Below are 14,375 nucleotides of genomic sequence, written 5' to 3' on the forward strand. Positions count from 1 at the left end.
TCAGGCAGCCAAAACAGGTGCGGTGCCCCCTGTCTCCTCACCAGTAATCTTGTCGGCCTCTTCGTGGAACGGATTGGGTCACCCCGAAGAACAGCGATTCGGCCAGACGCGAGCCGATCTCACTGCGATAGGCCCTGCGCATTGCCTGCTCACTTTGTCCTCCAACCGGAACAAAATTCAGATAAAGCTCCTGTGGCAACTTCAGGTGCCCGGCCGTGAACGCCGCAGCCGGACCTTGCGGCGTACGATAGTGAAAGTGCGCGTACGCCAGCGGTGTGCGCTCGGCATCACGGATCAGATACTCCTCCAGGTAGTCGTTATCGCGACGCAGTTTGACCCTGCCCTCGACCCGCAATATCTCGATCTCGCCCTGTGCCTTGAGGTATTCGATCCGTGGCGCTTCGGGTCGGTTGCGCTTGATGATCGCAATGCGCAGTTGGCGGCCCTCTTCGATCAAACGTTTGGCCGCGTTTCCGAGGTCAGTCAGCGAACTCGCTTCCTGAGCATTGATTGGGGCGCCACCGCCCTTCTCACGCAGCTCAAGCGCTTGCCTGATCTCTTGTGCGCACTGGCGCATGCGCTCAGCGGCTCGAGCCAGTCCATCCTCGACACCAATGGGCGAGTTGGATTTTCGGGCGCCATTGCGCTCTCTTTCGAGTTCTCGGTCCACCCTGCTCAATCGGGTCCGGGCATTTTCCAGAAGCGCCTCAAGATCTGACACGCTCGCCGGCACACCAGGCCTGACACCGGGAACCTCATCCCACTCGTCCCCAACGGCGCTCTTTTGGAAAGAGCCGACGGGCTCCTGATCGATCGGTTCGACCACATCGACGATATCGTTATCGGAAGCAGGCGTACGTTCGCGCACTCGCCCACGCAAGACCTGCTTTTGGCGGGTGACGATCAGGCGCTGGTTAGCCGGTAAGCGGCGCACAACCGGGGCCGGCCGCGCCTTGAGCCACTGTGCCTGTGAGTGTTCAGCTTCGCTCTGTACATCAGTGATCAGCGACCCAAGCGTCCCTCCATACCGCGCCTCAAACAGTTCGGGATTGACCTGGCAGAGGAGCGCGAGCCGATCCTGTATGGCCGCATATTGATGGGTGACCTCCTGCAGCAACTCGATCCGCTCAGCCAGCTTCAGTGCATCGGCCACCAGCAGGTTCTTATGGGACATCACTTGGCGGGTCAACAGGTCCAGTGACTGTTTGACCTCGATAAAATCATCGTACTCATCGGGTAACGGACGTCTTTTGAGAATCAACCCCTGATAGGCCTGAATCTGCTTGACCCGCCAGTCCAGCGGTGTCCAGTCGGTGTTTGCCGACGCCATCAACGCGTTGTAGGTCGGATCATGATCGGCACTGACGGCCAGCTCGGCCAGGCACGCTCGCTCCTGAGCGCTCAGGGCAAAAAGTTGCCCGTTCAGATTGGCCAATGTACCCAGGCTCTCGATGTTCTCGCGATGGGCCCTGGAAACGGTGGAAATCTCTTCAGAGACCAGTTCCAGGTCCCAGCGCTGCCTCGTGGCGGGCGAAGGCTTTGCGGCGCTGCGCGACTCAAACAACACCTTCATCTGCGCTCGCAGGTTTTCCACATGCTCGTCGAGTTGTTGGGACAGCTCGGTGTCGAAGCGGACAATGGGTTGATTGGCATTTTTGCGTTTTAACACGTCGAGCTTGTGAAGCTGTCGCCGCGCCTGCTCTTGCAACTGCTCCAGATAGCGCTGGCGAATGGTTTGCCGATGCTGATCGGTGAATTTTTCCCGCTGACTGACATGCATTCGTTCGTAAAAAGTGAACGCGGTATTGACCTTCTCTTCGACGTCCACCAAGTCAGTCAGTGCGCGGGCATACTGCTGTGCCAAATCAAGGTTTCTACGCTGCAATTCGTTCTGGTCAGGCAGCGTGCTGTCCCTGGGCATGCCGCCGTAGTAACGCAACTTGAAGTCAAACGTCCAGTGGCCGTTGCTGTCGCTACTGACCCAGGGCCCAAGGCGGGCGGGCTGCTCCAGGTCCGCTATGCGATAGCCGTCTTCTACGGCAATCACCGGGTACAGCTCACCCAGGATATGGGCGTGCAGATGAAAGCGGTGGGCGCTGCTGAACACACGATACAAGCCCTTGGTCACGCCCTGAGTCTCGACGAACTCCGGTTTCACCGGCGAGGGCTGAAATTGTTGCGCGTTTTGCGCCCGCCACCTGAACGTCATCAGATCGGCTTTCATCGTGGGCGACAAATCCTTGGTAGCGCTCGCCCAGCCCTCTGAATACAGAGGTAGAAAGTCGTTCATCGGGGCTGCCGCCAATAGGCCGGGTGTCACCTGCCGCGCAACGACGGGGGTGTTTTGCGCTTCAGGGTTAACGGCGCGAGCCGGCGGGATTCGCAGGCGCTCATCCAGCGACGCAACCGGATGCAACAGCAACCCTGCAAGCGCAGCAATAAATTCCGCCGTCGCGCCGGCGACGGCCGCGTCATCGCCCTCAAGCGTCAACGAAACCAGCGTCTGGGTCGTGTGCATCGTCTGTAGCAGCCAACCCGCCATCGCCAGTGGACCGCGTATCAGCGGCAGCACTGCGTTGAACAGTTGCCAAAGATCATTGCGAAACTCAACCCAGCGCCGGGCTTCGGTGGACTGCGATTGCTGTTTTGCCTGAGCCACCAGCGCCTGGGCATTTTGCGTAAACACATGGGCCAGAAAGTCGCCCGGTACTCGCGCGTCACTGAGCAGTGCGGGTGAAGCCGCCGCAACAGCGTCGAATTCATCGCCCTGGAAAAATCGCTGCACATGCGGATTGAGAAAGCCGCCATTGCCGAACAATGCCCGGCCACGCACGTCGAGGCTGCCCATCACGGCATCGTGCAGAGGGGTGCCGAGTCGTGCGATGGAATCGAGTACGGCCTGGCGCGACGGGAACTGTTGCAGGAACGGCGCACCACTCGGTCGGTACAGCAGATGCGGCGTGTTCGCCGCATCGGCGGCACCGATCACGAACATATTGCGCGCCACATGAGCCCTGCCGCCGGCATGGGTCAGAAACGCCAATGGCCGCGCAACGATCTCGTATCTGCCGACCTGGCGTTGCGCCACCTGCGACTTGAAAAACGCTTCGATGAGGTTGAAACCTTCGCGGGTAAACCCGTGAAGCTGGCGAATCATGTTTTCCAATGCCAGCAGCGGCAGTTGCACCCGCATCTGATCACTGAACAGCCTGCGCCGGCGCTGGACTTCAACGTCATCGTCGATGAGTTTGTGTTCCAGCAACGCCACGTAATTCTTACCGATATCAACCCGTTCGATCAGGCTCTTGAGATAAGGGATCTTGATCCACCAGTCCGGCACGTAACCGGGTTCCACCCGATTGATGATCTCGACACTGGCATAGGAGGACACAAAGGGATTGTCCAGGGCCCAGTCGGTCAGGGTGCGTTGAGACTTTTCAGTCCAGCCGACCGTGCCTCCCTGTGTCCGGGTAAAGGCCAGGGCATATTGATCCGGGTCGATCACGACTTCCCTGGGGTAATCCTTGCTCATCTGCGCCTGCAAGGCCTTGCGTGCATAGACATGGATGGGGTCCAGCCCATCCATGTAACTGGCACCGGCCGATCCACGCTGGATGGCGGCCAGTTCATCCAACCATTGGCTGTAGCGCTTGCGCACCAACATCGAGGCGGTTTGCAGCCAGACCGGCAAGGTGTCTTCGGTCAGCCTGGCGTACTGCCCGCCGGGAGCGTCAAACCATTCAGGCGCATCCGTCAGCGAGACGACCCGTTGCTTGTAGTACGAGACAGGAGGCAAGGTCGACCACTCAATGCTCGCCAGGTCGCGCAGCTGCTTTTCCAGCAGGGACAGCGCCAGACGATCAAACACATTGCCCTCGGACTCATGCAGCACCCAGCGAATGCTCTCACCGGGGCGATGGCGACTCATGTGACGGGGCAGAAGCTGCCCCAGGTCATCCAGCGACTCCAGGGTCAGCAAACTCGCACCGGGGCTGTAGACGTAACATCGGCTGGTGGTCGCCCACTGACGCAGCAGCACCAGCAAGGTCAGCCATTCCCCTGCCCGGGCACCGCTGGCGGCATACACCAGGCAAATCCGGAACCGGTCAGGGCCTGCAGTCCGGTCACGGTCGAACTTGAGCGGATACAGATTGCTGAGCATCTGTTTTTCTTCAGGCGTGCCCAGTGGTGGATTCTGCCGTGCATGCCGCAGGCAAAGACGCAATTGCTCGGACACGATCCGCCAGCGTGTCGACAGAGGGTCTTGCAAGGGCGACTGACTCCAGTATTCGGCGAGCCGGTCCTCAAAGCGCTGAATTAAAAACGGCGCCAACTGATTGACCAGCTGTTCCAGGTCATCGACGGTCAGCGCCGTGGTCAGAGCGACCGGTGACCGGTCGCCCATGCGCAGCAGAACATGCCGGTCGGGGTTGTAATTGACGGCAGAACCTTGCATGACCCGCTCGATCAAGGCGTCGGCAGCCGACACAACGTCACGGTAGGCCGTTGGCGCGCCCTCGGCCGCGAGTTCGACACGCAGGCCAATACCCAGCGTCGAAGCGCGTAACGCCTGATGCACAAAGCGCTCATCGAGCCATTGCTGGATCAACCCGTTGGCGACGTCCTCCAGCCGCGGGCGATCGGCAAAGACTGTCTGAAGGTAGGCCCGTGACACGGCGACCTGGTTGGAAGTGGCAAAGCGGTTGTTCATGGCATCGTTTTCCTGACAAAAACAGGAAGATCCATGCAATTGCGCAGCGATGCGCCACAGACAGTGATGCAACACACGGTAATCGCCGATTCCGCTGCGATAATCGGAAAAAGCTTACACAGGGAGCCCTGTAGGCTGACGATCACCCCACTCGATTGCGTCAGTGCACCGCCCCATAGATGGACTGTGGCAATGAGCCTGCTTGCGAAGAGGCCTGGACAGCCGTTGATCATTACCTGTCGCAAGCCTGTCGAATTACTCAAAACTGATATGAATTTTATGTTTCTGTCACATTTCGAAACGTATAATCCTCGCCGCAACGGCCTCCCGCCCTGCCCGTTTTACCTGTCTGAAGACGAATCCAGCCGTGAATGCAGGGCATTCCCGGTGGGTCAAGCAGACAGGGACTAAGCTCACGCTGTTTGAACCCGAGTCTTGGGCAGCTCCTGCCTGTGGTCATGCCCCCCTCAGAACACTGCTGGAATCACCGCCTATGAACAAAGTGTTCCGTCACTACATCCCGGCCACGACGCTGCGGTTGTTGCCCAACCGCTGGGACCTGATCGCCCTGCCGCTGGTGATCGGCTTTTTGCTGTTTTTCTCCATTGGTGCGCGGGAAACCTGGGCACCGATCTCGACGTTGCAGAGCGAAGTCATCTCGCTCGACCCGTCCAATTTGCCCGAATACGCGATGCGCACGACCTTGCGCATGCTCGCGGCGATGTTTGCGGCGTTGGTGTTCACCCTGCTTTACGGCACGCTGGCAGCCAAAAGCCGTCGCGCCGAAAAGCTGCTGGTGCCGGTGCTGGACATCCTGCAATCGGTGCCGGTGCTGGGCTACATCTCCTTCACCGTGACGTTTTTCCTGCTGCTGTTTCCAGGTCGGGTGCTCGGCGCGGAATTCGCCGCCATCTTTGCCATCTTCACCAGCCAGGCCTGGAACATGACGTTCAGCTTCTACCAGTCGCTGCGCATGCTGCCCCGTGACCTGGAAGAAGTGTCGAGCAACCTGCAGCTGTCCGGCTGGCAACGGTTCTGGAAGCTGGACGTGCCGTTTGCCATTCCAGGGCTGGTGTGGAACATGATGATGAGCATGTCCGGCGGCTGGTTCTTCGTGGTTGCGTCCGAAGCCATCACCGTCGGCGACAAGACCGTGATGCTGCCAGGCGTCGGTTCGTACCTGGCGGTCGCCATCCAGCAGCAAGACCTGCATGCCGTGGGCTATGTGATTCTGGCGATGATCGCGGTGATCCTGATCTACGACCAGTTCCTGTTCCGCCCGCTGGTGGCCTGGGCCGACAAATTCCGCATGGAAAACACCGCGTCCCAGGCCGGCGCGCCGGAGTCGTGGGTGCTCAAGCTGATCCAGCGCACCCGGGTGATCCAGCGCATCCTGCGGCCCATTACCCGTACCATCGGCCGTATCGGCAATCGCCGCTTCAGCCTGCCTCGCTCAGCGCAAATTGCCTTGCCCGCCAGCCCCACCCGTTCACGCCTGATCGACTGGGTGTGGGGTGCGTTGATTGCGGTGATGACCGCTTATGCGCTGTACCACATCGTGCTGTACGTCGGCAGCGAAGTGACGCTCGCCGAGGTCGGCCATGTGTTCGTGCTGGGCTTTATTACCCTGTTGCGGGTGGTGCTGCTGATTGTCGTGGCGTCGCTGATCTGGGTGCCGCTGGGGGTGATGATCGGCTTGCGTCCGGCCTTGGCGGAAAAGATCCAGCCACTGGCGCAGTTCCTTGCGGCGTTCCCGGCGAACCTGCTGTTCCCGGTGTTCGTGATCGTGATCCTGAAATACCAGCTCAACCCGGACGTGTGGCTCAGCCCGCTGATCGTGTTGGGCACACAGTGGTACATTCTGTTCAACGTGATTGCCGGGGCCAGTGCATTCCCCAATGACTTCCGTGAAGCCGCGGCCAACTTCCGTATCCGCGGCTGGCTGTGGTGGCGCAAAATCATGTTGCCGGGGATTTTCCCGTACTACGTGACCGGGGCCATCACCGCCTCCGGTGGCGCGTGGAACGCCAGTATCGTGTCCGAGTTCGTCTCATGGGGCCAGGACAAGGTCGTCGCGCACGGTCTGGGCGCCTACATCGCGCAGACCACCGCAGACGGTGACTTCCCGAAAATCACACTGGGCGTTGTGGTGATGTCGATCTTCGTCGTGGCCTTCAATCGCCTGGTCTGGCGACCGATGTATGCCATGGCCGAAAACAAACTTCGTCTGAATTAACGGGATTCGATTTGATGAATACCTTTACCGAACACAGCGCTGCCACCCCGCAAATCTACTCGCTCAAGAACGTGAACCGGGCGTTTGGCAAGGGCAAAGACGAGTTGCAAGTGCTCAGCGGCGTAGACCTGACGCTGCGCGAAGGCGAAATCGTCGGCATGCTGGGCCGCTCCGGCTCGGGTAAATCCACCTTGTTGCGGATCATTGCCGGCCTGATTCAGCCCTCATCCGGTGAAGTGCGTTACAACGGCTCCTTGCTGACCGGCCCTGCCGAAGGCGTGGCCATGGTGTTTCAGACGTTCGCCCTGTTCCCGTGGCTGACCGTGCTGGAAAACGTCGAAGCCGGCCTTCAGGCGTTGCAGGTCGAACGCAAAGAGGCGCGCAAACGCGCACTGGCGGCCATCGACCTGATCGGCCTCGACGGTTTCGAAAACGCTTATCCACGAGAACTGTCTGGTGGTATGCGCCAGCGAGTGGGGTTTGCCCGTGGCCTGGTGGTCAACCCGACCTTGCTGCTGATGGACGAGCCCTTCTCCGCGCTGGACGTGCTGACCGCCGAAACCCTGCGTAACGACCTGCTGGATTTGTGGAGCGGCAAGCAATTGCCGATCAAGTCGATCCTGATCGTGACCCACAACATCGAAGAAGCGGTGCTGATGTGCGACCGCATTCTGGTGCTGTCGTCCAACCCCGGTCGGGTCGTGGCCGAAATCAAGGTGCCCTTCCCCCACCCGCGCAATCGCCTGGACCCGACGTTCCGGCAGATGGTCGATGACATTTATGCACTGATGACCGACCGCCGCAGCGCCGATGCCAGCACCGGCAAGGCCGAACTGAAAATGGGCAGCCCGCTGCCAGAGGTTTCGACAAACCTGATCGCCGGCCTGCTCGAAACGCTCGCCGCCGAGCCTTATAACGGCGAAGCCGGCCTGCCGGATGTCGCCGAACGGCGTTTGCTGGAAGTCGATGACCTGTTCCCGGTCGCCGAAATGCTCGAACACCTGGGCTTCGCCGAACTCAAGGGTGCCGACATCACCCTGACCGAGGCCGGCAAACTGTTCGCCGACTACAGCACCCAGGAACGCAAGACCCTGTTTGCCGAACACCTGGTCAAGCATGTGCCCCTGGCCGCGCGCATCCGCCAGGTACTGCTGGAGCGCAATGGCCACCGCGCACCGCGCGTGCGTTTTGAGCAGGAGCTGGAAGACTCATTGACTGAGGCGTTTGTCGAGAAGACGCTGGAGAGCGTGATCACCTGGGGACGTTATGCGGAGATCTTCTCGTATGACGACCATACAGAGACGTTCAGCCTGGATGATGTTGAGGGCAGTGTTTAACGGCTTCAGCCACACACAAGAACCCGTGGGAGCTCCCTCCCACAAGGGTTCGGCGCCATACACACCATATGCATACACCACAGCCCCCCTGTGGGAGCGAGCTTGCTCGCGAATGCGGTGGGTCAGCCGACATGGAATCTCCCACATTGGGTTTCGTGTGATGGCTGATAGGTGCAGCAGCCCTCACCGGCTACTTGGTCGTATACCCGCCATTGATCAAAATCGTCTGCCCGGTGATCCACCAGCCTTCGCTTACCAGATGCCGGATAAACGGCACCACGTCCTCGATGTCGGTCAGTCCGGTACGTGAGAACGGTGACAGCGCGGCGGCGGTTTTGTGGTAGCTGACGGCGTCCGCGCCTTCGGCCGGGTAGAAGAACGGCGTATCCATCGGCCCCGGCCCCACCGCAGTCACTGAAATCCCCCGCTCGCCCAACTCCCTGGACGCCGCTCTGGTGAAGTGTTCGACCGGTGCCTTGCTGCCGGCGTAGGCCGCATAAAACGGGGTAAAGGCGCCTAGCAGCGAAGTGACAATGGAGCAGATCTTGCCATGGTCATTGAGGTTTTTGCCCGCCTCCTTGATGAAGAAAAACGCGGTCTTGGCGTTGACCGCCATCATGTCGTCGTACTCTTGTTCGCCGATTTCGGACATCGGCTTCTTCAGCACTTTGCCTACGGTGTTGATCGCAATGTCCGGTTTGCCGACGGCGGCGATGGCGTCCGCGAACAACTTCTCGACGGCGCCGGCCGAGGTCAGGTCCGCCTGCAACGCTATCGCTTCTGCACCCAGCGCCTTGACCGCCGCCACCGTGGCGTCGGCATCTTTCTGACTGGACGCGCTGTTGTAGTGAATCACCAGCGCCTTGGCGCCGTGCTGCGCCAGGTCGCGAGCAATCAACCCGCCCAGATTCTTGGCGCCACCGGCGATAAGAACGACTTTGCCTTTGATCGAATGGTCTGTCATGGGGAACTCCTGATGGGGAAGTGGTCCGCCACAGCATAGAGAGCGTTTGCTGGAAGATAAGCCTGTCGCAACTGGACAGAGTGTTCGGAAATTCCGACAAGTCACGATGGATTTGCTCACACTTCAGTGTCCCAAGCGGGTGGTTTTGCCAGTGATTGAACCTTAAGATCGAAGGCCATTTTCAAGGAAGATTTACCATGCAAGGAATGCAAAAATTAAAACTGCTGCCACTGTTGATCCTCCCGCTGATTGCGGCGTGTACCACGTCCCCAGTGTCGACCGAGATTGCCGACAGGACTCAAAGCCATCCGAAAATCCTGCCCATACCCATTGATAACTGCTCGGTGGGCTGCCCGTCGGGCGGCAGTGACCTGACGATTTATCGTCAGGCCTATACCTTGAACAACAACGCCACCACCAAATTTGCCAACTGGGTGGCTTACAAAATTACCAAGGACACGCCGGCCACCGGGCGCCCTCGAAACTGGAAAACCGACCCCGACGTCCCGCCCGGACAAACCTTGGCCCCGGCCGATTACAAGGGCGCCAACGCGGCGCTGAAAACCGGTCGGGGCCATCAGGCCAACCTGGCATCCATGGGCGGCGTATCCGACTGGCAAACGCTGAATTACCTGAGCAACATCACGCCTCAGAAAGACAATTTGAATCAGGGCGCGTGGGCTCGCCTGGAGGATCAGGAACGCAACCTGAGCAAGACGCCGGGTATTGAAACCGTGTATGTGGCCACGGGTCCTTTATATGAAAAACCCATGGAATCGCTGCCGGGCACCGACAAAGTCCATACGATCCCCAGCGGTTACTGGAAGGTCATTTTCACCGGCAGCTCACCGCAAAACGGCCTTTATGCAGCATTCATCATGGATCAGAGCATCCCGCGATCGGCGAATTTCTGTGATTTCCAGGTGACGGTGGCGCAGGTAGAACAGCGCTCGGGGCTGACGCTGTGGAGCGAATTGCCAGCAGCTGTGCACAAGGCGCTGACATCCAGGCGTGGGTTGCTGCCGCAGAAAATCGGATGTGGATCGGCCGCGTCGTAGCGGGTGAGTGTGATGAATCGCGCACGCGTTTCTGTGGGGGCCGAGCATGCTCGCGATGAGGTCCGAATAATCCTCCCCTTTGCCCCCAGACAAAAGCCTATCCCTATCGCCCTCCAATACTGTGTCTATTAGCAGTCCTGATCAGAGGGTCTAGTCTTAACCTGCCGCTGGCGTAACCGGCCGGTCGAGCCCTGATAAGGAGACAAGAATGGCAACTGAATCGAAATGCCCGTTCAATCACGCCGCTGGCGGTGGCACGACCAATCGCGACTGGTGGCCCAACCAGCTGAACCTGAAGATCCTGCACCAGCACTCGTCCCTGTCCGACCCCATGGGCGAAGGCTTCAACTACGCCGAAGCGTTCAAAAGCCTGGACTTCGCGGCAGTCAAACAAGACCTGCACGCGCTGATGACCGATTCCCAGGAGTGGTGGCCTGCAGACTTCGGCCACTACGGCCCGTTCTTCATACGTATGGCCTGGCACAGTGCCGGCACCTATCGCACCGCTGACGGACGCGGTGGCGCCGGCGCCGGCCAACAACGCTTCGCCCCGCTCAACAGCTGGCCGGACAACGTCAGCCTCGACAAAGCCCGCCGCCTGTTGTGGCCGATCAAGCAAAAATACGGTCGCAACATTTCCTGGGCCGACCTGATCGTCCTCACCGGCAACGTCGCGCTGGAGTCCATGGGCTTCAAGACCTTCGGTTATTCCGGTGGCCGCCCGGACGTCTGGGAGCCGGATGAAGACGTTTACTGGGGTTCTGAAAACAAGTGGCTGGGCGGTGACGTCCGCTACGAACAGAATCACGATGGCATGCAGGCGCCAGGCGACGGCACCTTGGTCGCCGAACCTGCCGAACATGGCCACGAAGAGAGCCGCACCGACCAGGGCCGCAACCTGGAAAACCCCCTCGCCGCCGTGCAAATGGGCCTGATCTACGTCAACCCCGAAGGCCCTGAAGGCAATCCGGACCCGGTCGCTTCCGCCAAGGACATTCGCGAAACCTTTGGCCGCATGGCCATGAACGACGAAGAAACCGTCGCGCTGATCGCCGGCGGCCACGCCTTCGGCAAAACCCACGGTGCCGGCCCAGCCGACAATGTCGGCCCCGAGCCCGAAGCCGCCGGCCTGGAAGAACAAGGCCTGGGCTGGAAAAGCAGCTTTCGTACCGGCAAAGGCGGCGACGCAATCACCAGCGGCCTGGAAGTGACCTGGACCACCACCCCGACGAAGTGGAGCAACAACTACCTGGAAAACCTGTTCGGCTTCGATTGGGAACTGACCAAGAGCCCGGCTGGCGCGCACCAGTGGACGCCGAAAAACGGCGCGGGCGCCGGCATCATTCCCGATGCCCACGACCCGTCGAAACGGCGCAATCCGACCATGCTCACCTCCGACTTGGCCCTGCGCTTCGACCCGGCTTACGAGCAGATCTCCCGGCGCTTCCTGGCCAATCCTGACCAGTTGGCCGATGCCTTCGCCCGCGCCTGGTTCAAACTGATCCACCGCGACATGGGCCCGCTGTCACGCTACCTCGGGCCGGAACTGCCTCAGGAAGAACTGCTGTGGCAAGACCCGATCCCGGCGCTCGACCATGCCGTGGTCGACGACGCCGACATCGCTACGCTCAAGAGCAAGCTGCTGGCCTCGGGGCTGTCGGTGTCGCAACTGGTCTCCACCGCCTGGGCGGCGGCTTCGACGTTCCGCGGCTCCGACAAACGCGGTGGCGCCAACGGCGGACGTCTGCGCCTGGCACCGCAAAAATTCTGGCAGGCCAACCAGCCTGAGCAGTTGGCCAGCGTGCTGGCGAAGCTGGAGAGCATCCAGAACGAGTTCAACAACGGCGGCAAGAAAATCTCCCTGGCCGACCTGATCGTGCTGGCTGGTAGCGCGGGCATCGAACAAGCCGCGAAGAACGCCGGCCACAGTGTGGAAGTACCGTTCACGCCGGGGCGGATGGACGCCTCGCAAGAGCAAACCGACGTGGAATCGTTCGGCTTCCTGGAGCCGGCTGCCGACGGTTTCCGCAACTACCTCAAGACCCGCTACCGCGTATCGGCTGAAGCGCTGCTGATCGACAAGGCGCAACTGCTGACCCTCAGCGCCCCGGAAATGACCGCCCTGATCGGTGGCCTGCGCGTACTCAACACCAACGTCGGCGGAACAAAACATGGCGTCTTCACCCAGCGCCCGGAAACGCTGACCAACGACTTCTTCACCCACCTGCTGGACATGGGCGTCGAATGGAAACCGACCTCCGAAGCCAAGGACGAATTCGAAGGCCGCGACCGCAAGACCGGCGCCGTGAAATGGACCGCCAGCCGGGTCGATCTGGTGTTCGGCTCAAACGCACAATTGCGCGCACTGGCCGAGGTCTATGCCAGCAGCGACGCTAAAGAGAAGTTCGTCAAAGACTTCGTGGCGGCGTGGGTCAAAGTGATGAACCTGGACCGCTTCGACGTGAAATAACAGGGATAAAAAACCCACTGACCCTCACCGGTCCAGTGTGTTTTTTAATGCTCGCCAACACCGACCATCAAAGGTGGGAGCAAGCCTGCTCGCGAAGAGCCCCTCACAAACATCCCAAATCCCGACCCAGAAAAACACTCAATCTCCATCCACTTATAAAACGAAAAAGCCCCACTCCCACTACGGGACGGGGCTTTTTGCTACGCAAGCGCGGTCTCTATCGCTGATCCGAAAAACAAACTAAACCGGAGAAATCGTGGCCAGGGCACCAATCAAAATGGTCAACACCAGAAACCCGCCGAGGAAAATTGCCATCTTAGCCATAAGGCCTCCTACTTCATGAATATGCGGTGCAACACCGGCCGCGACCGCGAACCGTGGCGGTATTGTGAGCGTCGGGACGAGTGCATTACAGATGCAGATGAGACGGGAAAATACGGATCAGATTGTCACCACCCATGAACACACCTCAACACTTCGGTGAGCCATACTCATCAATACCGTTTACCTCAGCCGATAGAATCGAACGCCCACCCAACCATCCCCCGCCAGGAGCATCCCCATGCAACTCAGCCGCGCCAACCTGGCCGACTTCGTGTATTTCCTGGCCATCGTCCGCCATCAGAGTTTCAGCCGCGCAGGACTTGAAGTCGGCATCAGTGCCTCGGCCCTGAGTCATGCCATCAAGGGCCTGGAAGCCCGACTCGGCGTACGCCTGCTCAATCGCACCACCCGCAGCGTCACGCTCACCGCTGCCGGCGAAGAACTGCACGCGCTGATCTGCCGCCCCATCGACGAGATCGGCCAGGCCATGCAGGTGCTCAACCGCTTTCGCGACAAGCCCACCGGGCGCATTCGCCTGAATATCCTCAGTGACGCCGCCGACCTGCTGCTCGGGAACCGAGGCTGATGCGCTGGTTGCCGCCGGCCACAAAGCCATCGGCATCCAGTGCGATGTCGCCGACATTGATCAGGTCGAGGCGATGATCAAGGAAACCGTCGCCACGTTCGGCCGGCTGGACGCAGCCTTCAACAACGCGGGCATTCAGAATCAGTTGGTCGAGATCGCGGATGCAACAAGCGAGGACTACGACAACGTCATGTCGGTCAATCTGCGTGGTGTCTGGGCCTGCATGAAATTCCAGTTGCAGCAGATGCGGCGCCAAGGCAACGGCGCGATCGTCAATTGCTCGTCCCTGGGCGGTCTTGTCGGCGGCGCCGAACGGGCGAATTATCACGCGGCCAAACACGGCGTGATCGGCCTGACCAAGAGCGCGGCGCTGGAATACGCGAAGCGAAATATTCGGGTGAATGCAGTGTGCCCTGGCCTGATCTGGACGCCGATGGCCGAACAGATGGCCGCTAGCGGTCAGCGCGAAGCACTGGAAGCGATGGTCCAGAGCATCCCCATGGGCCGGCATGGTCGCGCCGAAGAAATTGCCGATGCGGTGCTGTGGTTGTGCAGTCGCAGCGCCAGCTATGTGACCGGGCAATCGATCTCGGTCGATGGCGGATTTGTCATGCGTTAAGCGACAGCCAATGTGAAAAGGTGCCCGCCCACCGGCCCAATCCCGTGTGCCATAAACTCCCCTGGTGGGC

The 14,375-nt window shown here is 60.1% G+C and carries 7 protein-coding genes and 1 pseudogene; 6 read left to right on the forward strand and 2 right to left on the reverse strand.

Features of this window, described 5'->3' with window-relative positions; genetic code table 11:
* Positions 1 to 37 precede the first annotated feature (37 nt).
* On the reverse strand, positions 38 to 4,711 hold the full coding sequence (locus tag POF45_RS05165) for a hypothetical protein (protein WP_282315256.1): 4,674 nt from the start codon (positions 4,709 to 4,711) through the stop codon (positions 38 to 40).
* A gap of 493 nt (positions 4,712 to 5,204) precedes the next feature.
* On the opposite strand from POF45_RS05165, the gene POF45_RS05170 reads away from it, so the two are divergent.
* Both POF45_RS05170 and POF45_RS05175 read left to right on the forward strand, forming a co-directional pair.
* Positions 5,205 to 6,947 carry an ABC transporter permease gene (locus tag POF45_RS05170; protein WP_259494930.1) on the forward strand — a complete coding sequence of 581 codons (1,743 nt, stop codon included), beginning with the start codon at positions 5,205 to 5,207 and terminating at the stop codon, positions 6,945 to 6,947.
* 14 nt (positions 6,948 to 6,961) lie between these two features.
* Positions 6,962 to 8,284, forward strand: a complete 1,323-nt coding sequence (locus POF45_RS05175; RefSeq protein ID WP_259494932.1) for an ABC transporter ATP-binding protein — start codon at positions 6,962 to 6,964, stop codon at positions 8,282 to 8,284.
* A gap of 190 nt (positions 8,285 to 8,474) precedes the next feature.
* Here the strand turns inward: POF45_RS05175 and POF45_RS05180 are convergent, their stop codons facing one another.
* Positions 8,475 to 9,248 carry an SDR family oxidoreductase gene (locus POF45_RS05180; protein ID WP_259494934.1) on the reverse strand — a complete coding sequence of 258 codons (774 nt, stop codon included), beginning with the start codon at positions 9,246 to 9,248 and terminating at the stop codon, positions 8,475 to 8,477.
* 197 nt (positions 9,249 to 9,445) lie between these two features.
* Between POF45_RS05180 and POF45_RS05185 the strand changes: the two genes are divergently transcribed.
* The 4 genes and pseudogenes from POF45_RS05185 (at position 9,446) to POF45_RS05200 (ending at position 14,305) form a co-directional block, all read left to right on the forward strand.
* Entirely contained in the window at positions 9,446 to 10,306 is an 861-nt protein-coding gene (locus POF45_RS05185; protein WP_259494936.1) for a DNA/RNA non-specific endonuclease, read from the forward strand.
* 208 nt (positions 10,307 to 10,514) lie between these two features.
* Entirely contained in the window at positions 10,515 to 12,776 is a 2,262-nt protein-coding gene (gene katG / locus POF45_RS05190; RefSeq protein ID WP_259494937.1) for a catalase/peroxidase HPI, read from the forward strand.
* A 562-nt stretch (positions 12,777 to 13,338) separates the two neighbouring features.
* Positions 13,339 to 13,674 (forward strand): annotated as a pseudogene (locus POF45_RS05195) (LysR family transcriptional regulator); the annotation flags it as partial.
* Positions 13,649 to 14,305, forward strand: coding sequence for an SDR family NAD(P)-dependent oxidoreductase (locus POF45_RS05200; protein WP_259494939.1), 657 nt, complete (start codon positions 13,649 to 13,651; stop codon positions 14,303 to 14,305). The pseudogene POF45_RS05195 and the gene POF45_RS05200, both read left to right, overlap by 26 nt.
* The last annotated feature ends 70 nt before the right edge of the window (positions 14,306 to 14,375 follow it).

The organism is Pseudomonas fungipugnans (assembly GCF_029955235.1).
Taxonomy (GTDB): domain Bacteria; phylum Pseudomonadota; class Gammaproteobacteria; order Pseudomonadales; family Pseudomonadaceae; genus Aquipseudomonas; species Aquipseudomonas fungipugnans.